Below are 24,073 nucleotides of genomic sequence, written 5' to 3'. Positions count from 1 at the left end.
TCATGGCCCTGGATTGGCTGATTGGTGAAATCAACGAGACCCTGGCGCAGGCGCGCCAGTTCCTCGAGACATTTGCCACGGATCCAGAAGCGGGTGCAACACTGCTGCAGAATAGTTTGTCCCTGGTTCACCAGGTACACGGTAGCCTGCATATGGCTCAACTCAGTGGCGCAGCGATGCTCGCCGAAGAGATGGAACAACTGGTACAGGCCCTTGCCAGTGGCAGTGTTGAAAACACCGACGAAACGCGCGAATTCCTTATGCGCGCTTTGTTGGAGTTGCCGCTCTACCTTGAGAAGGTCTCTTTTCAGCGTCGTGATAACGCAGTCCTGCTGTTACCCTTACTCAATGACCTGCGTGCGGTCCGCCGTGAGCGCCTGATCACCGAGGGTGCGCTCTTCTCTCCAGACCTATCCTCCTTGGATCGTATAAGTGGCAAGCGCCAACCACTGACTGCTGATAGTGCACGTTTGCAGGAGCTTGTAACAAAGCTGCGCAAAATGTATCACGTAGCAGCTGCCGGCCTGATTCGGGATGTGAACAGTGGTGAGAGTCTGGCGTACCTGAATAAAATCATTGAGAAAATGCAGCTGCTTTATAGCGGCAGTCGGCGCCAATCTCAGTGGGAGATTTTACTGGGGCTCCTGGAGGCGCTCGGCGAGCACCGCATCAATGTCCAGCCGGCCCTTCGCCATCTGTTGCGTCGTGTAGATGTGGAATTCCGTTTATTGCAGGGGCGCGGTGCCAAGGTGTTGGATGCCCGCCTTGATGCGGATTTCCTGCGAAACCTTCTTTTTTATGTATACCTGGCGGGCCCAAATGGCCCGCGCTGTCAGGATTTATACCAGCGTTTTGCCTTGGATAAAGCGGTTCCGGGGACACCACGACCGGATACAGAGGACGTGCTGGCCATGGGCCCTGAGGCTCTGGGTACTGCGATCGCTGCACTGCGGGAAGAGTTGCAATTGGTTCGCGAGGCGCTGGAACCGAGCGGCGCCAGTGAGCAACCACCGTTAAGTGATACCGCTGCAGTTGCCAAGCGGATCGCAGATACCCTTGGCGTACTTGGCTTGGAGGCGCAGCGCGGCCGCGCCCGCGGCATCTATGAATATCTGCGTGATGCCTCGCGCGGCACCGATGTCGAGGAATACCTACTGCGTGCTGCCGGTGAGCTGGTACAGCTTGATTCGGCCCTTGCTGCCACTGTTGACCGCAATAAGCAGGTCGATGATGAACAGCCGATAATGGGAGATGCCACCGACTCAGTTTTGCGCGAGGCGCGCCTGGGCCTTGAGGCCGTGAAAGAGGCGGTAATGGAGTATGTCGCCAGCCATTGGGATATCAGCTATTTAAGCCGGGTACCGCAACGTCTGCAGGAAGTTTGTGGTGGTCTGGAAATGGTAGGCTACCAGCGTGCTGGTGAAATTATTGCCTGTTGTAACCGTTACATTAATAAATCCCTAATCGAGCAAGCTGAACAGCCTGAATGGCGCATGCTCGATACCCTGGCTGATGCGATAACCAGTGTCGAGTACTATCTGGAGCGCCGCTCAGAGGGGCTGGAAGATACTGAAATGCTGTTGGCGCTGGCTGAGGATAGCGTGGCCAACTTGGGCTTTGCCCTCGAAAGTCCTCAGATTGAGGCTTCGGAAGTAATTGCTCCCCAGGACGAAGCACCGCAGGCCACTGTGGAGAGTCAGGAGGGGGATGATGGCTTTAATCTGCTTGACCCCGAATTTGCCATATCCGGGGAAACTGGAAGTGAGTTAACCGATCACCATACTTTTGTACCTGAATCGGTGGAATCGGAAGCGGTTAATGAGTTGCCGGGTGGCAGCGACACTGATGAAGAAGCAGCATTACCATTTGAGAGTGTTGCCGGTGGAGACGATGTTACCAAAGCGGAATCCATTTCCGTTTCTGCTCCACGCGTTGCCAAAGAAGAGCTTTCCACTACGGCTGATCAGGACGATGACAGGCTCTCAAATAATGGGGTAAATGCACAGGCTGAAGTAGCTACACAAGCGGTAGAGAATTCCGCTGTTGAGACTTCGGAAGTTGAGGTGCCCGTACCGGCAGGGGAGCAATCTAATGTTCAACCCGTTGAGGGGCCGGCCCAAGAGTCTGCAGAACCCCAGGTATTTGTGGACGACAGCGAAAGCTTGATCGACGATGAGATCATTGAAATCTTCCTCGAAGAGGCCAGTGAAGTCCTTACCCATATAGGCAACTACTTCCCTGAGTGGGCGGCAAATTTTGCCAATACTGATGCTCTGGTGGAATTCCGACGTGGTTTCCACACCCTCAAAGGGTCCGGCCGTATGGTTGAGGCGCTGGACATCGGTGAGCTCGCCTGGTCAGTGGAGAATATGCTGAATCGGGTGATTGATGACAGCGTCACGCCTCAGCGGGCCCATGTACTCCTGATTGAGCAGGTCTTCCAAAAACTGCCCTCAATGGTTGAGGCTTTCCGCCTTGGCAAAGGGGACCCAGATCAGCCTCTTACCCTGCAATTGCAGGCTTGGGCTGAGCAGCTTAGTCAGGGGCAGATCCCTGAGGAGCTGTTGGCGTTGGATGTTGGTGAAGCCTCAACGAGCGATACTGTTGAAGATGACAACAGCGACGATCGCGCGCAGCTTTGGGAGATTTTCGCCCAGGAAGCTGAGACACACCTCGCTGTTGTTGATGATTTCCTCATGGAAATGCGCGCAGTTGCCCCGGTGTATGGAGTACCAAGCGATCCGCTCCATCGCGCGTTGCACACCCTCAAAGGCTCTGCCCACATGGCGGAAGTTAAGGTGGTTGCCGAGATGATGGCGCCGCTGGAGCGCTTTGCGAAAGAACTGCGCATTTATCAGGTGCCCATTGATGCGGATATCTTCGAGCTGATCGGTGATGGTGCCAGCTATGTTCGTCAGGTATTGGGGCAGATTCGCGCGGCCGAGCTCCTTCAGGTAGAAAAGTCTGAGCAGTTTGTTGCTCGCGTAGCGGAATTGCAGGAGCGCTCTGTAGGCCATCTGATACGTGAGCGCGAGGCCAACGAACCGAAAGCGGTAGACCCACAGTTGCTTGCGGTGCTGATGGCCGATGGCATGCGGGTCCTGTTGGACGCCGACCAGATGCTCAACCAATGGCGAGCGAATCCCACGGATAAAACTCAAGTCAACGAAGTTGCTGAAGAGCTGGACGTCCTGCAAGAGGCTGCCAGTCGTGCGCAGTTGCCCATTCTGGCCGAACTAGCACAATTGCTATTAGCTGTTTATCGCAAGGTGCTGGCCGGCAAGCTTGAGGAGGAGCCTGCACTTTGGGCTTCTCTGGAACAAGGACACAATGAGCTGCTCGACCTTGTTGATGCCGTGGCTGCAGCCCAGGACCTGCCAGAAGTGAGTGAAGCCGTTGAAGAGGCGCTGCGCTATCTGGCGGAGGACGAGGCAACTGTCGAGGCTGCGGAGGAAGACTACGATCTGAGTGAATTGGGGATAGAGCCCCAAGAGCTGGACTCTGTCGCATCCGCAGAAGAGGAGTCAGAGCAGGTAGCTATCGCTGTAGAGATTGAAGCGGAGCAGCCAGTACTCGAGCCGGATGATTATGAGTCGCGGCCAACAGCTGAAGTCATTGAGCCGGACAGTAATATTGAAGTGGCTGAGCCCCAAGCAGAAGAGGCCCAGGAACCCACACTGGATGACCTGTATCAGGCACTCTCCGAGACTCCAGCTGATAGTCGTGCCGATAGAGCTATCACTGAGCACCCTGATCCGGAGCTTATCGATATCCCTCAGGAACTTACAATCGCGGAGGAACCTGTAACGGCGACCTCTTTGGTTGCTGAGCCAGCTGCTATCCACAGCGAAGACCGGGTTGCGGAACAACAGCGTCTGCTGGCTGACATTGATCCCGATGTGGTTGATGTCTTTTTGGAGGAGGCCGGTGATCTTACCGACGAGCTGGAAGAGTTGATCCAGAGCTGGGAGGACGTGCCAGAAAGTCACGAACAAGCGGAAGCCTTGAAGCGGGTGTTGCATACCTTTAAAGGTGGTGCGCGTATGGCTGGCTTGATGGGGCTTGGTGAAGTTGCCCACCGTTTTGAAACTGTCATTGAGGGTATGCGTGATAATACGCGCCCCACGCCAGAATTTTTTGCCGATGCTCACCGTATCCACGATCGAATAGCTGACGGGGTTGAAACCATACGCGCCTGGATGGTGGGTGAGCAGCTGGAAGCTTTCGTTCAATTGCTCAGTACCGATTGGGCAGATCGACATGTTGCGTCAGCAGCTGCAGTGCAGGTTTCTGGCAGCGAAGCGCCTCTGCAGGAAATGCCCGTTGAAGCACCTCCAATCGAGGGAGAGGTAAACAACGCTGTCGAAGAGCCTATGCCGACAGTAGAGTTGCCGGGTCAGACCCCGATCGACTCATCCGACATTCCTTCCCTGCTGCCGGAGCCAGTGGAAAACCCGGAAGGCGGGAACGTATTGCCGTTTATTCGCAAGTCCAGCACTACCAATACAGAGGTTGCGACTCCTACTCGTAACCAACCCCAGGAAATGGTACGTGTTGCCGCTGAGCTTCTGGAAGAGCTGGTTAACCTTGCCGGTGAGACTGCTATTTCACGTGGTCGCCTCGAAGAGCAGATGAGTGAGTTCGGCCTGGCCCTGGACGAGATGGATGCAACTCTGTTGCGCCTCAATGAACAGCTGCGCCGTCTGGACCGGGAAACCGAAGCACAAATTCTCTTCCGCCAGGAGCAGTTGGCGGAACAAGATGGTGACTTTGACCCACTGGAAATGGACCGCTACTCATCTATTCAACAGCTGTCCCGCTCTCTATTGGAGTCTACCTCTGACTTGATGGAACTGCGCTCAACGCTTGATAACAAAGCGCGTGATACAGAGACTTTGTTGTTGCAACAGTCACGGGTGAATACCGAGCTGCAGGAAGGCCTGATGCGCAGCCGCATGGTGCCTTTCTCCCGTCTGGTACCGCGTTTGCGTCGTATTGTGCGTCAGGTGAGTGCCGAGCTTGGCAAGCAGGTTGAGCTCGTTTTCTCCAACGTGGAGGGTGAGCTGGATAGATCCATGCTCGAGCGTATGGTTGCGCCACTTGAACATATGTTACGCAACGCCGTGGACCACGGTATCGAGATGCCGGGAGAACGTCTTGCAGCTGGTAAAGCAGAGCGCGGTCGTATCGATGTAGCCCTGGCGCGAGAAGGTAGCGAAGTGGTTTTGACCATTCGCGATGATGGCGCCGGAGTTAACTTAATCAGGGTGCGGGAGAAGGCCGTCGAGAATGGCTTGATGCGCCCGGATGCTGAGCTGTCCAATAACGAGATACTGCAGTTTATCTTGCAGGCGGGGTTTACTACTGCAGAAAAGGTAACCCAGATTTCCGGTCGAGGTGTGGGTATGGACGTAGTTTCCGCCGAACTCAAGCAGATCGGTGGCAGTGTACATATCAACTCCGAAGCAGGTGCCGGAACTGAGTTTGTCGTGCGGTTGCCGTTTACGGTATCTGTTAACCGCGCCTTGATGGTAAAAATCGGTGAGGACTTATTCGCCCTACCGCTGAATACTATCGAGGGTATTGTGCGTCTCAGTCCTTTTGAGCTGGAGCATTACTACCGTTCCGAGGATGCGCGCTTTGAGTACGCCGGTGAACTTTATGAAGTGAACTACTTCGGTACCCTACTGAAGTCCGGTGCCCAGCCCAAACTCAGTGTTGACGATATGCAGCTGCCAGTTTTGCTGGTGCGTTCAGAAGGGCACGCCATGGCTTTGCAGGTTGACGCTATCCGCGGCAGCCGGGAGATTGTGGTGAAGAGCCTGGGGCCACAATTTGCAGGGGTTCAGGGAGTTTCTGGAGCTACAGTAACCGGTGATGGCACCGTGGTTGTGATTCTCGATGCACATGCCCTGCTGCGCCGCCAGGCAACTCAGCTCGCTCGCCCGGAAATGCCACAGTTGCAGCTGCAGGCTGAGCCTAAGCCCGAACCGGAAGATCGCCAGCAAACAGTGATGGTGGTGGACGACTCCGTGACGGTACGTAAGGTAACCTCGCGTTTCCTTGAGCGCGAGGGTTATTTGGTAAGTACCGCCAAAGATGGCCAGGATGCGGTGATCCAGCTTCAAGACAAGATTCCCGATTTGATTCTGCTGGATATAGAAATGCCACGTATGGATGGTTTTGAGGTTGCGCGCCATATCCGCTCCAGCAGTCGCTTAAGGGATATCCCTATCGTGATGATTACCTCGCGTACCGGTAGCAAGCACCGGGATCATGCCATGTCGCTAGGGGTAAACCATTACCTGGGCAAACCATACCAGGAAGATGTTTTACTTGAGGCAATCCGTGAATATGCAGGTGCTTCAGCTGTTGGCAGCTGAAGCGGCCTCGAAGACTATAGACAAGAGATAGGCAATGAGTGAAGTTGAAGCACTGTCAGTAGATGTTCCGCAGGAAGTGAGCAGTTTGTTGTTGCCCCTGCAACAGGGACAGATGCTGGTGCCCGTAGAAAGCCTCTCTGAGGTCATTGCGATACAGACCCCTGTGGCTGTGTACGATGCCCCCGAGTGGTATCTCGGAGACTTAATCTGGCGTGAGCAGAGGTTGCCACTGCTGTCTTTTGATGTGATGCGCGGTGAATCTCTCAGTAGCACTTCTGAAAATGGACGTATTGCGGTGCTAAGTAGTGGTAACCCTGATGGTGACCTGCCGTATTTTGCGCTCATTCTGCAGGGTACTCCTCGACTGGTACGGGTGACTCCAGAAGAGCTGGCTCTGCGTGAGCATACATTGAATCCTGGTGAGTTGATGCACGTGGCACTTTCCGGTGAAGAAGCTGTGATCCCCGATCTACAGGGACTGGAGCGGGCCTGTCTTAAGTACCGTGAGATGGACTGAGGCTACTCCCAAATAGTGCGATATCTTTTTGGATAGAGTGTTAAAAAAGGGGCCATTAGGCCCCTTTTTATTTTTGTAATTGGCAAATGCCCCTTCATATTTGCCGAAGCAAATCTACTAGAATAGTTCCTCCGGCAGGGATTCTCTCGGTTGTTCCCGTCCGGGCATATCCCGATCTTCATCCGTATAGCGGTTGCGATAGGGGTTGTAGACCTCGCGACTGGGCACCCGATTGGTGCGGAAAATTTCGAACATGCCGCCATAGGAAGTACGCAGGCCGTTCTCCGGGTTGATGCGTACGGTCTCAATGTCGTCGGGCTGGGCCAAATGACGCTCCGGCAATCCCTCCAGCGCGGCCGTCATAAAGTCTATCCAGATAGGTAGAGCTGCAGAGCCACCGTATTCATTTTTGCCCAGTTCGCCATAGGAGTCGAAGCCGACCCAAGCGCTGGTGGCCAGGTAGGGGCTGTAGCCCGAGAACCAGGCATCGCGGGGTCCGTTGGTAGTTCCAGTTTTACCAGCGATATCCCCGCGTTTCATGGCGAGTGCACGGCGGCCGGTGCCTTTCTTGATCACATCCTTGAGGATGGAATCCATAATGTACGCTGTCTCTGGTGACATGGCACGCGGCGCCAGTGGCCTTGCCTGGGATTTTGTCGGGTCCATAGGGCCGACAGGAAGAACCTCTAGTTCTGGGGGCGTCTCGCCTTGATCTGGCCCTTCCCCTTCCTGTTGCAACACTGCCAGATCCACAGGTTCCCGATTAAAACCCTGGGGTTCGTTGCCGGGCTCTGGACAGTCGTTACAAACGGTGAGCGGTAAAGCTTGGTAGAGCATTTTGCCATTAACATCCAGCACTCGGTCCACCAGGTAGGGTTCCACCCGATAACCGCCGTTGGCGAAGGCGGCATAGCCACGAACCATTTCTAATGGAGTCAGAGCCGAGCTGCCGAGCGCGATAGTCAGGTTGCGTGCCAGCTTGCTGCGCTCAAAGCCGAAGCCCTCCACAAAGCCCAAGGCATAGTCCAGTCCCAGAGCCTGCAGCAGGCGAATGGAGACCATATTGCGTGACTTGTAGAGTGCCATACGCAATCTGGTTGGGCCTAAGAATGTGCCGCCATCATTTTCGGGACGCCATACATCTTGAAGGTTGGTTTCCTCAAAAATAATCGGGGCATCATTGATCATGCTGGCGGCAGTGTAGCCCCGCTCGATAGCCGATGCGTAGATAAAGGGTTTAAAGCTCGAACCCGGCTGACGTGCCGCCTGGGTTACCCGGTTGAAGTGACTTTGGCGGAAGTCATAACCGCCCACCAATGCGCGTATTGCGCCATCCTCAGGGGCGATGGAAACCAAGGCTCCCTGGGCGGCGGGTACCTGGGTCAGCTCCCACTCTTCGGTGACCTGGGGCTCCTGGGGATCGGGACCCTCTTCTTCAGGACTGGCGAAAGGATCGGGTTGAGGCACTTCTTCCGCCACGCTCACAGTTTGAACTGCAGCTTGGTCCTCATCAGTTTTATCAATTTCAATGCGGCGTAACCGAACGACGTCACCGGGGGCAAACATTTTGTCTGCGGACTGCAAAAGTGGTCCGCGAGCACTTTCGGAGATATAGGGGCGAATGGATTTAAGTCCATTCTCCCAGGGAACCTCTACAACCCGGCGATCCCGTAACTGAACCTGTAGGAGCTTGGGCTTTACTGCCGTTACTACCCCTGGCTCAAGTCCTCCCAGGACTGGTATTTCATTGAGAAGATCGATCAACTGGTCGCTATCGTGCAGCAGCTCAGGTGGTAGGCGTTGCTCGGGACCACGATAGCCATGGCGTGAATCATAGGTTTCCAGGCCATGCTGAAGGGCTTTGCGCGCTTCGTCCTGGAGGCGGCTATCGACAGTAGTGATGACTTGGTAGCCATCTGTATATGCGCTGTCACCAAATAGCTCCACCGCTTCCTTGCGTGCCATCTCGGCAATATAGGGGGCATCCAGGTCCAGGTCGCGGCTATGGTAGCTGGCGGTCACAGGAGCGGTAATGGAGTGTTTGTATTCATCCTGGTCGATATAGTCGAGATCGAGCATGCGTTTCAAAATCCAATTACGCCGCACCAGGGCACGGGTCGGATTGGCAATTGGATTGAATGTGGAGGGCGCCTTGGGAAGGCCCGCCATCATGGCCCACTGGGCCAGGTTCAGGTCTTTGATATCGCGGCCGTAGTACACATGAGCGGCGGCCTGGAAGCCGTAGGCGCGGTTTCCCAGGAAAATTTTGTTGATATATAAGGCGAGAATTTCATCTTTGCTGAGTTCGCGCTCAATCTGTAAAGATAGCAGAATCTCATTAAACTTACGTACGAAGCGCTGTTCCCGGCTCAGGAAGAAGTTGCGCGCCACCTGCATGGTCAGGGTACTACCGCCCGATTGAATTGAACCGGTTCGAATTAGTTGTGAAGCCGCGCGGATCAAGCCTTTGATTGAAACACCATTGTGAGAGTAAAAACTCGCATCCTCGGCAGCTAAAACCGCTTTGATAAAAGGCTCTGGCGTCTGCTCAATGGTAATCGGGTTACGTCGTTTCTCCCCGAACTCCCCAATAAGCTTCATATCCTGTGAATAGACTCGCAGGGGAGTCTGCAGGCGAATGTCGCGCAGACTCTCAACGGAGGGCAGCCCGGGCTTTAAGTAAAGATAAATGCTGGCGAGAGTCATGGCTGCGCCGGCCGTCCCGGCGAGACAGAGCCAGAGCAGTGCTAGTAGACGATTTCGGGCTTTTACGGTCATGAAACTGCTTCTGTGTACTTCATTTGTAAGATTCGGTGAATAATTATACGAATATTGTGCGCTATTACCTATGCAAATGCTGGTTGAAGCGGTAATTTAAAGTGCTATAACATCAAACTTTCATAACCCACGGAAAAGATAAGAAAAATGGGGATTTTCCCTTTTCTGGATAAAGGCCCGAAGGCCATGCTGGGACTCGATATTAGCTCGACTGCAGTGAAGTTGCTGGAGCTAAGTCGCAATGGTGATAAATATCGTGTCGAAAGTTACGCCGTGGAACCTCTTCCACCCAATGCGGTGGTAGATAAGAACATCAATGATGTTGGAGCCACAGCCGAAGCTATTCGCAAGGTGGTGCGCCGGTCCAAGACTCGTCTGCGTCGTGCCGCAGTAGCCGTTTCCGGCTCGGCAGTAATCACAAAGACTCTCGAAATGCCCGCAGATCTCTCCGATGAAGATCTGGAGGCGCGTATAGCTCTCGAAGCTGATCAGTACATCCCCTACCCACTTGAAGAGGTGAGTCTGGATTTTGAGGTGCAGGGGCCATCTGAAAAGGGTGAGGATCAGGTGGAAGTTCTGCTTGCGGCTTGTCGCAGTGAAAATATTGAGCAGCGAATTTCTGCTCTCAGCGAAGCGGAGTTGGAAGCGGGTGTTGTCGATGTGGAGGCTTATGCCATCGAGCGAACTTATACCCTGTTGGAAGATCAATTTCCGCCTCAGGAGCAAATGGTTGTCGCTGTAGTGGACATTGGTGCCACCATGAGTGCTTTGTCAGTTCTTGTTGACGGCAAGACTGTTTACACACGTGAACAGCTTTTCGGTGGCCGCCAGCTTACTGATGAAATCCAGCGCCGTTATGGTCTGTCTGCCGAGGAAGCCTCATTGGCCAAGCACCAGGGAGGCAGCGGATTGCCGGATGATTATTACGCTGAGGTACTGGAACCTTTCCGCGATGCTGTCATTCAGCAGGTTACTCGCTCACTGCAATTCTTTTACTCCTCCACCTCATATAGTGATGTGGATTACATTCTGCTCAGCGGTGGCGTCGCAGCAATGGAGGGGTTATCCGAGTTAGTTGGTGAGAAATTGGGTAAACCCACACTAGTCGCTGATCCTTTCCATGGGATGAGCCTCTCCTCGCGAATAAATCGCCAGTCTCTGGCCAATGAGGCACCTGCGTTGATGATTGCCGCAGGGTTAGCGATGCGGGAGAAGGAGTACTGATATGGCCAAAATAAACCTGCTACCCTGGCGCCAGGAGTATCGAGCTAAGAAGCAAAAGGACTTTCAACAAGTAGCTTTGCTAGTGGTAATTGCTGCAGCGCTATTAGTGTTTGCATGGATAGAGACTGTGGACGAGCAAGTTTCAAACCAAAACGCGCGTAACCAGCTTCTTCAGGAGAAAATCAGTGCGCTAAATAAACAGGTGCGTGAAATTAAAGATTTGAAGAAACGGCGCCAGGAGCTCATTGACCGCATGCGGGTGATCCAGGAGCTGCAGGGGAATAGACCTCTAGCTGTGCGCTATTTTGATGAATTGGTCCAAGCGACCCCAGAGGGGCTCTGGTTAAATTCTCTCCAGCGGAAGGGAAATAGCCTGGAAATATCTGGAATCGCTGAATCCAATAACCGGGTTTCTTCTTTTATGCGAAACCTGGATCAGTCTGATTGGTATGATTCCCCAAATCTTACTGGCGTCACTGCGAGCCCAGCTTTTGGCGAGCAAGCCAGCGCTTTTCAATTGGCGGTAAATCTCAGTGGACGAAAAAAAGAGAATGAACACGTCGATGAAGCAAATTAAAGGATCCTGATCATGGCATTGGGGGATACGTTAAAACAGCTTGAAAATCTGGATATCAATGATATCGATTTTAGCCGTGTTGGAGTTTGGCCCTTACCTGGGCGTGTTGCTCTACTAGTGATCATTACGGCAATTATAATTGGTCTCGGTTATTATTTTTGGGTTGGTGATTTATATAGCAGGCTGGATATTGCCGCTAAAAAAGAGCAGGACCTTTTTACTCAGTTTGAAAAGAAACAATTTGAAGCTGCGAACTTGGATGCTTATAGGGAACAGCTGGTAGAAATGGAGGAGACTTTCGGTGCTCTTCTTAAGCAGCTACCGAAAGATACTGAGGTCCCAGGTCTGTTAGAGGATATAGATGAGTATGGTCGTGGCAGTGGTTTAACTATTGAAAAAGTTGCTCTGCAAGACGAATTGGTAGGCGAATTTTATGTGGAGCTGCCAATTAGAATCCAGGTTCATGGTGGCTATCATGAATTTGGCTCTTTTATTAGTGGTATTGCGGGCATGCCGCGAATCGTGACTCTACATGACTTTAATATTTCAGCGAGCCGTGACAGTGGTGGTTTGCTCAATATGGTGATTAATGCCAAAACATATCGTTATAAAGACCAAGGGGATGAGGAATGATAAGACTTTCCATCCTTGTTATCGCGTTCGTTACAGTGTCAGGCTGTAGTTTGAATGCAGACCATTCAGATTTAACAGAAAGAATGGCTGAGGTTGAAAGAAGACCCCAGGGGCAGATAGAGCCAATTCCGACGTTTACTCCTTACAGCCCATATGTATACAGCGCTGCGGCACTGAGAAGCCCGTTTACAAGACCCATATTGGAGTCAGAGCAACGCTTAGTGGGACGAAAACTGGATATTGCCCCCGATATGAGCCGTCGTCGCGAGTTGCTTGAAGGTTTCAACTTTGACGCTCTTTCTATGGTGGGTACTTTGTCACGGGATGGCCAACTATGGGGGCTGATAGATGATGGTGCCGGAGGTATTCATCGAGTGACGATAGGAAACTATCTTGGAAAAAATCACGGCCGAGTGGTCAATGCTAATGCCGATCAGCTCGATGTATTGGAAATTGTACCTGATGGCACTGGTGGCTGGATTGAGAGGCCGCGGGCACTGACGTTGGAAGAAAAGGACAACGGATAATGATTAAAAAGCAACTTGCCAAGTTTTTAGCTCCGTTTCAACTATTATTGCTCGCTTTATCGGTACTTCCAGCTGCCTTACAGGCTCAAATAAATCAGCTTAATGATATCCAGTTTTCTGAGCTGCCTGGTAGCAGGGTGCAATTACGTTTAACGTTTACCGATGTACCCCCTGAGCCAACTGGATATACGATTGAGCAGCCAGCACGAATTGTGATGGATCTTGCTGGTGTAGAGAGTTCTCTGCCACAAAAGAAGTATTCTCTCGGAATAGGCGGGGCTCGAAGCGCAGTAATTGTCTCGAGTGAAGATCGAACCCGCTTGATAGTCAACCTGGACCAGCTTCCGGCTTATACCAGTGAGGTTAAAGGTAATCAGCTGGTTTTGGAGATTGGTGCCGGTTCGGTTGAGCAGGCAACGGTAGTCGCTCCTTCTGACACAATGACTCATGATAGTGGCCTTAGTATTGGAGGTGAAAAGCAGTTTCGCACTTCAGGCTCTATTGCGATTAACAATGTTGATTTTCGCCGCGGAGAAGAAGGGGAGGGCAAAGTAATAGTCAGCCTTTCTGACCCAGCAGTAAATATTGATGTAGAGCGTACCAAAGGAAAGATTTATCTAACTTTTCTGGGGGCGAAATTACCTGAGTCATTGCGTCAACGTCTTGACGTCACTGATTTTGCTACAGTGGTAAATTCAATCGTTGTTGACTACGATGGACAAAATACAGTTATAGCTGTTGACCCTACCGACGTTGATTATGATTATCTCGCCTACCAGGCAGATACGGAATATGTGCTCAGTGTTAAGCCTCTCACCGCTGAGGAGATAAAGGAGAAGGAAAAAGAGTTTCAGTTTAGTGGTAAAAAGTTATCGCTGAACTTCCAGGATATTGAAGTGCGATCTGTCCTTCAGATAATTGCCGATTTCACGGGACTGAATCTTGTAGCAAGCGATACAGTTGAGGGAAGAATTACCCTGCGACTTGATGGAGTACCTTGGGATCAAGCATTGGCTTTGATTTTGAAAGCAAAAGGTCTGGATAAGCGTCAGGAGGGCAGCGTGATCATGGTTGCGCCTGCCGCTGAGATTGCTGAGCGGGAGCGCCAAGAGCTTGAAACCCGCAAACAGCTTCAAGAACTGGCTCCATTATTAACTGAATATATCCGTGTCCGCTATGCTGATGCTGGAGAAATATTCACTTTATTTTCAGGGAAAGATAGCGATAGCTCCGGACAAGGTGGATTTGCTGGTGGAAATAGCCGGGATGTCAATAAAGCGAGTATTTTGTCACCTCGCGGTAGCGCAATTGTAGACGAGAGAACAAACACAATTATTCTGACGGATACGGAAGATAAAATTGCACAGTTTCGGGAGTTGATAGAGGTTATTGATATCCCAATCCGCCAGGTGATGATTGAAGCGCGCCTTGTTACAGCTAATAGTGACTTTGCCAGTGAATTGGGCGTTCAATGGAATTATGTTGGCGCTGATGAAATTAATGATAGTACTTCGGGAATTGGCGCTGGGGGGCATTTGCCTCTTGATGAGGATGATGATGTAGGAATTGTCAATGGAGTTTTGACTGGCTCACCAAATGTATTGGACCCCTTAATGGTGGACCTTGGTGCGCCAAATGCGGTGGGAAGTTTGGCCTATGCTATCTTGAAGGACAATTTTTACCTGGGGCTCGAGCTGTCAGCTATGGAAGATGTGGGTAAGGCTGAAATAGTTTCCCAGCCTAAAGTTGTTACAGGGGATAAGCAGGAAGCAACGATTCAATCTGGTGTGGAAATCCCTTACCAGGAAAGAACCTCTTCAGGTGCCGCATCTATAACTTTTAGAGAAGCCGTATTGGAGCTTACGGTACTTCCGCAAATTACCCCAGATAACAACATTATTATGGCACTAAATATCAAACAGAATAGTGTTGGTGAATTGATTGAAGTAACTGATTTTGCATCAATACCCTCAATTAATGTTAATAACCTGTCAACTAAAGTATTAGTGCGAAATGGTGAGACTATTGTCTTAGGTGGGATATTCGAAAGTAATATCCTTGAAAGTGAAACTAAAGTGCCTTTATTGGGGGATATTCCTTATTTAGGTAACCTATTCAAGAGAAGCGTTCGAACTGATGATAAGAGAGAGCTTCTCATGTTTATCACTCCTCGAATTATGGAAGATGAGAATTTTTACTCTAAGTGATTAACCGTTCCATATTTTTGGTCGGCCCCATGGGGGCCGGCAAATCTACCATCGGCAAATTGCTTGCTGCACAATTACAGCTGCCGTTTGCCGATACCGATAAGGTGCTGGAAGAGCGTACCGGTGCCGACATTCCCTGGATTTTTGATGTAGAAGGGGAGGCGGGTTTTCGACGCCGTGAAAGTGAAGTACTCGAAGAACTATGCCATGGAGAGTGTCAGATTATCGGTACTGGTGGCGGAATAGTGCTGTTGGAAGAGAACCGCCGGCAGTTGCAAAAGTACGGCCTTGTTGTCTATCTGCAGGCCAGTGTGGATCAGTTATTCGAACGTACCTCAAAAAACAGCAACCGACCGCTTCTACGGGTTCCGGACCCACGTGCGCGTATTGAGGAAATATTGCACGAGCGCGAACCTCTCTATCGTGAAGTGGCAGATGTTATTTGCGATACTGATAACCTGACACCCAAGCAGGCTGTAGCGCTGGTGGTTGAACGATTGCAGAACACCCTCTCCCAATAACGTCCCTGGACTCTGTGCTAAAGTGCCTCTCATTTACTCAGTTCGCTGAATCTCAGCGGTGGCGGGAAGGAGAGCACAATGCATTGCCTGAATGTAGAGTTGGGGGAGCGTAGCTACCCAATTATTATTGGTTCACAACTCCTGGGTGATTCACAGTATCTGCTGCCCTATATACGTGGACAGCAGATTTGTATTGTTACCAATGAAACTGTTGCCCCCTTATATCTAGAGCAATTACTCAAGGGCTTGTCCAGCTTCGACAAGGTCGATGTTGTCGAGTTACCTGATGGCGAGTCCTTTAAGACCCTCGATACACTAAATCGCATTTTCGATACTTTACTGGAGCAGCGTCATAACCGCACAACAACCCTGATTGCATTGGGTGGTGGTGTTGTTGGAGATATGTGTGGTTTTGCTGCAGCTTGCTACCAGCGCGGCGTTGATTTCATTCAAGTGCCTACGACACTCCTCGCACAGGTCGACTCTTCTGTCGGCGGTAAAACAGGTGTAAATCACCCACTTGGTAAAAATATGATCGGGGCTTTTTACCAGCCGCGCCTGGTCTTGGCGGATATGGATACTTTAGTGACCTTACCTGATCGGGAGTTCTCTGCTGGCATAGCCGAGGTCATTAAGTATGGCCTGATTTGTGATGAACCATTTTTCTCTTGGATCGAGCAAAATATTGACGCCCTGTTGAGCCGTGATCCGCAGGCGCTGGCTTACGCCGTTGACCGGTGTTGCCGGGATAAGGCTGAAGTTGTGGCCAGTGACGAGCGTGAGGCTGGACGTCGTGCCATATTGAATTTTGGCCACACATTTGGTCATGCCATTGAAGCCGTCCAAGGCTATGGACGTTGGTTACACGGAGAGGCGGTTGCCGCAGGGATGGTGATGGCACTGGAGTTATCACGATTGCAAGGCGATGTAGATGATGATTTATTAAAGCGGGTTCGAAGCCTACTAGCTAAAGCCCAACTACCGCAGCAATCCCCTGCGGATATGACCGTTGATCATTTCCTGCAAGCTATGCAGGTGGACAAAAAGGTGGTGGATGGAAAACTGCGATTGGTGCTCTTAAGGGCGTTGGGCAATGCAAAAGTCGTCGATGACACACCGAGGGAAAAGGTTATAGAAGCGCTAAAGAACTGTGGTGCTAAGTGATGACCGCCTCGAAAGATCCTAAAATCGGAGTACTGGATAACTAGAATTCGCCAATACAGGAAATATATCTGCTTAATTGATGTTTGGCAGATAAAAAAACTACAAAATATTGAAAAGCTAGTGTTAGGCAAGTAATATTGCGCGCCCCCCGAAAATAATGGCGGGGCGTGACGACCGCCAACAAGAACAATAAAGAAAGCCCCACCAGAGGGCTTTTTTTATCTCGGGATCTTTTAGCCAGGGACCGCAGGAGAGCGTAGCGCAAAGCTTTGAGCATTTTTTGCCCATAACAGGTAGAGCTTTGGAATTACCTGTGGTCCCCCAATCGATAGTGACGAGGAATTCTATGGGTAGCAGTCTGTATCAGTTGGATGAGTTCAAAGACAACTGTGGTTTTGGTCTGATCGCTCATTTGCATGGTGTGGCGAGCCACAAATTAGTGCAGACAGCCATAGAGTCCCTTACCTGCATGACCCACCGCGGTGGTATCGCTGCCGATGGAAAAACCGGCGATGGCTGTGGCCTCCTGTTACAGAAGCCTGATGCATTTCTGCGCGGCGAAGCCCGCGACCTACTTAATGCTGAACTGACGGACGTCTATGCGGTAGGTTCGGTAATGTTGCCCCTAGATGAAGGCGAAGCCCAAAACGCCCGCCGAACAATAGAGAAAGAGCTGGAAGCCCAGACCTTGCAAGTCGTCGGCTGGCGCACCGTGCCAACCAATCCAGAGTGTCTAGGGCCTATTGCCCATGACTGCCAGCCTCGCTTCGAGCAACTGCTGATCAATGATGCCGAGGCGCCTCTGGGAGAGGCCCGTTTCAATGCGCGTTTATATGTTGCACGGCGCAAGGCCGAGCAGCAGCTGAGTAGTGATGTATATATTGCCAGCCTCTCAACCAGTGTCCTCTCCTACAAGGGCTTGATGATCCCGGCAGACCTGCCAAAGTTTTTTCCAGAGTTAGCCGATCCGCGCCTGGAAACTGCAATTTGTGTGTTTCACCAGCGCTTTTCTACTAATACCATGCCGCGCTGGCCATTGGCGCAGCCTTTTAGGATGTTGGCGCACAATGGCGAGATCAATACCATTACCGGCAACCGCAACTGGTCGGTAGCGCGTACCAACAAGTTTGTTACTGAGTTGATCCCGGAGCTGAATGAGCTGACCCCTCTGGTAAACCGTGAGGGCTCCGACTCTTCCAGTCTGGATAACATGCTGGAAATGCTGCTTGCTGGCGGGATGGAGTTACACCGTGCACTGCGCATGCTGGTACCCCCTGCGTGGCAAAATGTTGAGGGCATGGACGCAGATCTGCGCGCCTTCTACGAATATATTTCCATGCATATGGAGCCCTGGGATGGACCTGCCGGCCTGGTAATGACGGATGGCCGCTATGCCGTATGTACACTCGACCGCAATGGTCTGCGCCCATCCAGGTGGGTGATTACCAAAGACGATATTATTACCGTGGCCTCAGAGATTGGGGTTTACGATTACGCGCCTGAAGATGTGGTGGCCAAGGGGCGCCTGGGGCCAGGTCAGATGCTTTCTGTGGATACTCTGGAGGGCAAGCTGTTCCACACTGCTGATATCGACAATATGCTCAAGCGCGCCCAGCCCTATAAGCGCTGGTTGAAAGAGAAGGCGCGACGCATTCGCTCAAAACTGGTTACCGCCCCTGTAGATAACAATTTCTCCCATCAGCAGTTCAAGGTTTACCAAAAACTGTTCAGCTCTTCTCTGGAGGAGCGCGATAAGGTAGTGCGCCCGATGGCGGAAGCCGGCCAGGAAGCGGTTGGTTCCATGGGGGACGATACGCCGATGGCGGTTTTATCCCGCTACAACCGCTCCCTTTACGATTACTTTCGCCAGCAGTTTGCCCAGGTTACAAATCCGCCGATAGATCCGCTGCGCGAAACTGTGGTGATGTCCCTGGAGACCTGCCTGGGGCGTGAGAAATCTGTATTTGAAGAGACACCAGCACATGCAGACCGGGTGATACTGTCTTCCCCGGTTCTGTCCCACATGAAATACACCGCATTGCTATCCCTGGATCGCCCTGGCTTTGATGCGGAAATATTCGACCTGAATTACGACCCGGCGGAGCTGGGCCTGAAGGTTGCAATTGAGAGACTGTGCGCACGGGTTGAGGCCTCTGTCCGAGCCGGTACAGTTATTGTTGTGCTCTCTGACCGCGATATTCGCGAAGGTCAGCTGCCTATTGATGCGTTGCTCGCCACCGGTGCAGTACACCACCACTTGGTGCATGCGGGCCTACGTTGTGATTCCAATGTGGTGGTGGACACTGCCAGTGCTAGAGATCCACACCAGCTGGCTTGTCTGGTAGGTGTTGGCGCCACAGCTGTGCACCCCTATTTCTCTTACAGCATTATCAATCATCTGATCGATACCGGTGAATTGCTGCTGGATGCCGCAGAAGCGCAGAAGAATTATCGCAATGGCATTATCAAGGGTTTGCTGAAAATCCTATCGAAAATGGGAATTTCCACGGTGGCCTCGTATCGCGGCGCCCTTCTGTTCGAACTGGTGGGGCTCTCCAGAGAAGTCGTGGATCTGTGTTTCCCCGGTGCGCCAACCCGTATCGAAGGTGCCGGTTTTGCTGAACTGGAGTCGGATATGGCATCGCGTGCCAGTATTGCCTGGAAGGCGCGCAAGCCGGTCTCTCCCGGAGGGCTGCACAAATACGTGCACGGTCAGGAGTACCACACTTTTAATCCGGATGTTGTGACCGCGCTGCGCCGCGCTGCCAGTACTGGGGACTATTCCGCTTGGCGTGATTATGCGGAATTGGTAAATCAGCGTCCGGTAGCAACCCTGCGGGATATGCTCGGATTCAAAGAAAATATTGAGTCAGTACCTCTGGAAGAGGTGGAGCCAGTTGCGGCAATTGTGCGCCGCTTTGATTCTGCCGCTATGTCTTTGGGGGCCCTGTCGCCCGAGGCTCATGAATCACTGGCCCAGGCAATGAACCGGCTGGGTGGGCGTTCCAATAGTGGTGAGGGTGGTGAAGACCCGGCACGCTTTGGCACTGATAAAGTCTCCAAGATCAAACAGATCGCCTCCGGTCGCTTCGGGGTGACACCGCACTATCTGGTGAATGCCGAAGTATTGCAGATCAAGGTGGCCCAGGGTGCCAAGCCCGGTGAAGGAGGTCAGTTGCCCGGCGGTAAGGTGAATGGTCTGATCGCACGCCTGCGTTATTCTGTGCCCGGTGTGACGCTAATTTCCCCGCCACCTCACCACGATATCTATTCCATCGAGGATCTTGCCCAGCTGATTTTCGATCTAAAGCAGGTCAATCCGGACGCGTTAGTGTCGGTGAAACTGGTTTCGCGCCCGGGCGTTGGCACCATCGCTGCAGGTGTGGCCAAGGCTTATGCGGATCTGATTACCATCTCTGGCTACGACGGCGGCACTGCGGCTAGCCCTATAACTTCTATCCGTTACGCGGGATCTCCATGGGAGCTGGGCTTAGCTGAAACCCATCAGACCCTTCGCGCGAATGATTTGCGCGACAAAGTGCGGGTGCAAACTGACGGTGGTTTAAAGAGCGGTCTCGATGTGATCAAAGCAGCCATCCTGGGAGCCGAGAGCTTTGGCTTTGGTACCGCACCTATGGTGGCCATTGGCTGTAAGTACCTGCGTATTTGTCACCTGAATAACTGTGCTACCGGCATTGCTACCCAGCGTAAGAATCTGCGTGATGAGCACTATATCGGCACTGCTGAGATGGCGATGAACTTCTTCCGCTTCGTTGCCGAAGAGACCCGGGAATGGATGGCGCGGTTGGGAGTGCGCAGCCTGGAAGAACTGGTTGGCCGCGTGGATCTGTTGCGTGTGTTGGAAGGAGAGACCGACAAACAGAAGAAGCTCGATCTTTCTCCACTGTTACATACCGATGAACTGCTCGATAGCAAACCGCAAACCTGCCAGTCTGCCAGGAATGAGCCCTGGGACAAGGGCGAACTGGCCGAGCGAATGGTGGAAGAGATTTTGCCTTCCATTGAGAAACTTGCTGGTGGCGAGTTCAGCTATGACATAACCAACTGCGACCGCTCCCTGGGGGCAAGGCTGTCCGGTGAGATCGCCAAGCGTCATGGTAATCAGGGCATGGTAGAAGCACCGATCAAGCTACAGCTTAACGGGGTGGCAGGGCAGTCGTTCGGTGTTTGGAATGCAGGTGGCTTGGAGATGTATCTGGAAGGGGATGCTAATGATTACGTCGGCAAAGGTATGGCCGGTGGCAAGCTGGTGATACGACCACCTGAAAACAGTACCTTCGCCTCCGAGGAGACCAGTATCGTCGGCAATACCTGTCTGTATGGCGCTACCGGGGGCAAGCTATTTGCTGCAGGCCGCGCTGGGGAGCGTTTTGCCGTGCGTAACTCTGGTGCTTTTGCCGTGGTAGAGGGAGCTGGCGATCATTGCTGTGAATATATGACCGGTGGCATGGTTGCCGTACTGGGTCGCACCGGCTTTAACTTTGGTGCCGGTATGACCGGTGGCTTTGCCTATGTGCTCGACCTGGAACGGGATTTCTTCGACCGTTGCAACCATGAGTTGATTGAGTTACGTCGTATTAGCAGTGAAATTCTTGAGCCGCATCAGAGCCACCTGCGCGAGGTGATAGAAGAATATGCCGCCGAAACCGGTAGTGCCTGGGGCGCGGAGCTACTGGATAACTTTGATGACTACCTGAGTCGTTTCTGGCTGGTAAAACCCAAGGCGGCGAGCCTTGCGGATCTTCTTTCTGACGTGCGCAAGCGCGGCGAATAAGGCTGGGGTGGAGAAACAATATGAAAGACAGACTGAATAACGATTTCCAGTTTATCGACGTATCCCGCATCGATCCGCCAAAGAAGGACGTCATTACTCGCACTAATGAGTTTGTAGAAATCTACCAGCCCTTCAGTGAGAATCAGGTAGCTAGCCAAGCGCACCGTTGCCTGGACTGTGGCAATCCCTACTGTGAATGGAAGTGTCCGGTGCACAACTATATTCCCAACTGGCTGAAGCTAATCAGCGAGGGGAATGTGATTGAGGCGGCAGAGCTTTGCCATGAAACTAATACGTTGCCAGAAGTCTGTGGCCGCGTTTGCCCACAAGATCGCCTGTGTGAAGGTGCCTGCACCCTTAATGATGGTTTTGGTGCCGTAACTATCGGGAATGCGGAAAAGTATATTACCGATACAGCTTTTGCGCTGGGCTGGCGGCCGGATCTGAGTCATGTGGAAAAAACGGGCAAGAAGGTTGCGATTGTTGGTGCCGGCCCCGCGGGCCTGGGCTGCGCCGATATTCTCGTGCGCAATGGTGTGCAGCCGGTAGTATTCGACAAGCACCCGGAGATCGGCGGCTTAATTACTTTCGGTATCCCAGAGTTCAAGCTGGAAAAGTCAGTGATGCAGAAGCGTCGCGAGGTTTTTGTGGAGATGGGGGTGGAGTTTTGCCTCAATACCGAAGTGGGCAAGGACATCACCTTCGAGCAACTGCTCAGCGATTACGATGCGGTATTCCTTGGAATGGGTACCTACAACTATATGAAGGGCGGCTTCCCTGGTGAAGACCTCCCTGGGGTTCACGATGCCCTGCCATTTCTAGTGGCCAATGTGAACCGCAATATGGGGTGGGAGAAAGACCCCTCGGAATTTGTTCCTGTGGAGGGTAAGCGTGTGGTGGTACTCGGTGGTGGTGATACCGCTATGGACTGTAATCGCAGCTCCATTCGCCTAGGTGCCAAGAGCGTCACCTGCGCCTACCGCCGCGACGAACAAAATATGCCCGGCTCCCGCAGAGAAGTGGCCAATGCCAAAGAGGAGGGGGTGCAATTCCTATTTAACCGCCAGCCGGTGGAAATTGTCGGTGACGGCAAGGTCTCTGGAGTTAAGGTGGTGACAACGAAATTGGGTGAGCCAGATGAGAATGGCCGCCGTCGCCCACAAGTTGTGCCTGAATCGGAGGAAGTGATCCCCGCCGATATTGTATTGGTTGCCTTCGGCTTCCGCCCGAGCCCCGCGGAGTGGTTTACTGAACACAATATTGCAGTCGCCGATTGGGGTGGCGTTGTCGCTCCGGAAAAGCAGAAGTACAAGTTTCAGACTTCAAATGAGAAGGTCTTCGCTGGCGGTGATATGGTGCGCGGCTCCGATTTGGTGGTTACCGCTATTTGGGAGGGGCGTCAGGCCGGTGAGGGTATCCTCGACTACCTGGATATCTGATGGACCTCGCAGGATAGGAGAGGGTGACACCCCTCTCCATACTTTTCTTTGTTGATCTTCCCTATCAGCTCAAGGCTGCGCACCGCTATATTTTTGCCACTCTATTTATAGTGGCCCCGCCCCCTGTACAATGGCCGCTTTTTTAGCCCGCTCGGTGTGCTTATGTCTGATATTAAATCGCCCGAATTGAAAAACGATCGTTTCCTTCGCGCCCTGCTACGCCAGCCTGTGGATCGAACACCAGTGTGGATGATGCGCCAGGCGGGTCGCTATCTGCCAGAGTATCGTGCCAGCCGTGCCGAAGCTGGTAGTTTTATGGACCTGTGCCGCAACACCGAGCTGGCTTGCGAGGTGACACTGCAACCTTTGGAGCGCTACCCTCTGGATGCGGCAATCCTATTTTCCGATATCCTTACTATCCCCGATGCCATGGGGCTAGGCCTCTATTTTTCTGAGGGCGAAGGCCCGAAATTCCACAAGCCTCTGCGCACTGCGGCAGATATTGAGTCACTGGAAGTGGTTAACAGCGAGCGGGACCTGGATTATGTGATGAATGCCGTGTCCACCATTCGCCGAGAGCTGAATGGGCGTGTACCACTGATCGGTTTTTCCGGTAGTCCTTGGACTCTGGCCACCTATATGATTGAGGGTGGCTCCAGCAAAGATTTCGCTCGCTGCAAAGAAATGCTCTATAACCGTCCTGAGTTGATGCACCAGCTGCTATCAGTATTGGCCGATTCCGTAACCGACTACCTGAATGCGCAGATACGTGCCGGTGCCCAAGCTGTGCAGATCTTTGATACATGGGGTGGAGCGCTGAGCCACAGTGCCTACCGCGAGTTCTCCCTGCAGTATATGGCGCGTATCCTGGGCGGCTTGATTAAGGAGGTCGACGGCCGTCGTGTGCCCGCCATCCTGTTCACCAAAGGCGGTGGGCAGTGGTTGGAGGCGATGGCGGAAACTGGTGCCGATGCATTGGGCTTGGATTGGACTACAGATATTGGCAGTGCCCGTGCCCGTGTCGGTGAACGAGTTGCCCTACAGGGTAACCTTGATCCCTCAGTCCTCTATGCCAGCCCCGAGCGTATCCGCCAGGAAGTGGAAACTATCCTGCAGGCATTCGGTCATGGTAGTGGCCATGTATTTAACCTCGGTCACGGAATTACTCCAAAGGTCGATCCCGCCCATGCCGGTGCCATGATTGAGGCGGTAGTAGAGCTTTCTGCGAAGTATCACGCTTAATGGTGGTAACTAGTGTCTGAGTCTGTGAATGCAGTCTCACTTTGGGCGGGTGCTCGCCAATATCTC

At 52.5% G+C, this 24,073-nt stretch carries 13 protein-coding genes; 12 read left to right on the top strand and 1 reads right to left on the bottom strand.

Translation table 11 applies throughout. The annotated features are described in order from the left end of the window. The first annotated feature begins 2 nt into the window (after positions 1 to 2). Together ABWV76_RS08415 and ABWV76_RS08410 are read left to right on the top strand one after the other, a co-directional pair. Positions 3 to 6,383 carry a hybrid sensor histidine kinase/response regulator gene (locus ABWV76_RS08415; protein ID WP_502914794.1) on the top strand — a complete coding sequence of 2,127 codons (6,381 nt, stop codon included), beginning with the start codon at positions 3 to 5 and terminating at the stop codon, positions 6,381 to 6,383. 34 nt (positions 6,384 to 6,417) lie between these two features. Beyond that, positions 6,418 to 6,900, top strand: a complete 483-nt coding sequence (locus ABWV76_RS08410) for a chemotaxis protein CheW (protein ID WP_353375740.1) — start codon at positions 6,418 to 6,420, stop codon at positions 6,898 to 6,900. A gap of 117 nt (positions 6,901 to 7,017) precedes the next feature. Here the strand turns inward: ABWV76_RS08410 and ABWV76_RS08405 are convergent, their stop codons facing one another. Beyond that, positions 7,018 to 9,678, bottom strand: coding sequence for a penicillin-binding protein 1A (locus tag ABWV76_RS08405; RefSeq protein ID WP_282951892.1), 2,661 nt, complete (start codon positions 9,676 to 9,678; stop codon positions 7,018 to 7,020). Positions 9,679 to 9,825: 147 nt separating this feature from the next. Here ABWV76_RS08405 and ABWV76_RS08400 point away from each other — a divergent pair, with 147 nt between their 5' ends. The 10 genes from ABWV76_RS08400 (at position 9,826) to hemE (ending at position 24,007) form a co-directional block, all read left to right on the top strand. Further along, positions 9,826 to 10,902, top strand: a complete 1,077-nt coding sequence (locus tag ABWV76_RS08400; protein ID WP_282951891.1) for a pilus assembly protein PilM — start codon at positions 9,826 to 9,828, stop codon at positions 10,900 to 10,902. A gap of 1 nt (position 10,903) precedes the next feature. Continuing rightward, positions 10,904 to 11,479, top strand: coding sequence for a PilN domain-containing protein (locus tag ABWV76_RS08395; protein WP_020413643.1), 576 nt, complete (start codon positions 10,904 to 10,906; stop codon positions 11,477 to 11,479). A 12-nt stretch (positions 11,480 to 11,491) separates the two neighbouring features. Beyond that, entirely contained in the window at positions 11,492 to 12,112 is a 621-nt protein-coding gene (locus tag ABWV76_RS08390) for a type IV pilus inner membrane component PilO (protein ID WP_020413642.1), read from the top strand. After that, complete coding sequence (locus tag ABWV76_RS08385) at positions 12,109 to 12,639, top strand: pilus assembly protein PilP (RefSeq protein ID WP_020413641.1); 531 nt, start codon at positions 12,109 to 12,111, stop codon at positions 12,637 to 12,639. Before ABWV76_RS08390 ends, ABWV76_RS08385 begins: the two co-directional genes overlap by 4 nt. Continuing rightward, a complete protein-coding gene (locus ABWV76_RS08380) occupies positions 12,639 to 14,846 on the top strand; it encodes a type IV pilus secretin PilQ (RefSeq protein ID WP_020413640.1) in 2,208 nt (735 codons plus the stop codon). The genes ABWV76_RS08385 and ABWV76_RS08380 overlap by 1 nt, the downstream gene beginning before the upstream one ends. Beyond that, positions 14,843 to 15,367, top strand: coding sequence for a shikimate kinase AroK (gene aroK, locus ABWV76_RS08375; RefSeq protein ID WP_020413639.1), 525 nt, complete (start codon positions 14,843 to 14,845; stop codon positions 15,365 to 15,367). Before ABWV76_RS08380 ends, aroK begins: the two co-directional genes overlap by 4 nt. A 78-nt stretch (positions 15,368 to 15,445) precedes the next feature. After that, a complete protein-coding gene (gene aroB / locus ABWV76_RS08370; protein WP_020413638.1) occupies positions 15,446 to 16,531 on the top strand; it encodes a 3-dehydroquinate synthase in 1,086 nt (361 codons plus the stop codon). Positions 16,532 to 16,877: 346 nt separating this feature from the next. Further along, positions 16,878 to 21,326: a glutamate synthase large subunit gene (gene gltB / locus ABWV76_RS08365; RefSeq protein ID WP_353375739.1), complete on the top strand. Its 4,449-nt coding sequence runs from the start codon at positions 16,878 to 16,880 to the stop codon at positions 21,324 to 21,326. Positions 21,327 to 21,346: 20 nt separating this feature from the next. Further along, positions 21,347 to 22,765 carry a glutamate synthase small subunit GltD family protein gene (locus tag ABWV76_RS08360; protein WP_020413636.1) on the top strand — a complete coding sequence of 473 codons (1,419 nt, stop codon included), beginning with the start codon at positions 21,347 to 21,349 and terminating at the stop codon, positions 22,763 to 22,765. 162 nt (positions 22,766 to 22,927) lie between these two features. Beyond that, on the top strand, positions 22,928 to 24,007 hold the full coding sequence (hemE, locus tag ABWV76_RS08355; RefSeq protein WP_020413635.1) for a uroporphyrinogen decarboxylase: 1,080 nt from the start codon (positions 22,928 to 22,930) through the stop codon (positions 24,005 to 24,007). The last annotated feature ends 66 nt before the right edge of the window (positions 24,008 to 24,073 follow it).

This window comes from Microbulbifer sp. NBRC 101763, assembly GCF_040371615.1.
Classification (GTDB): Bacteria; Pseudomonadota; Gammaproteobacteria; order Pseudomonadales; family Cellvibrionaceae; genus Microbulbifer; species Microbulbifer variabilis.
The sequence above is the reverse complement of the archived record's forward strand: the minus strand, read 5'-3'. Positions and strand labels throughout refer to the sequence as shown.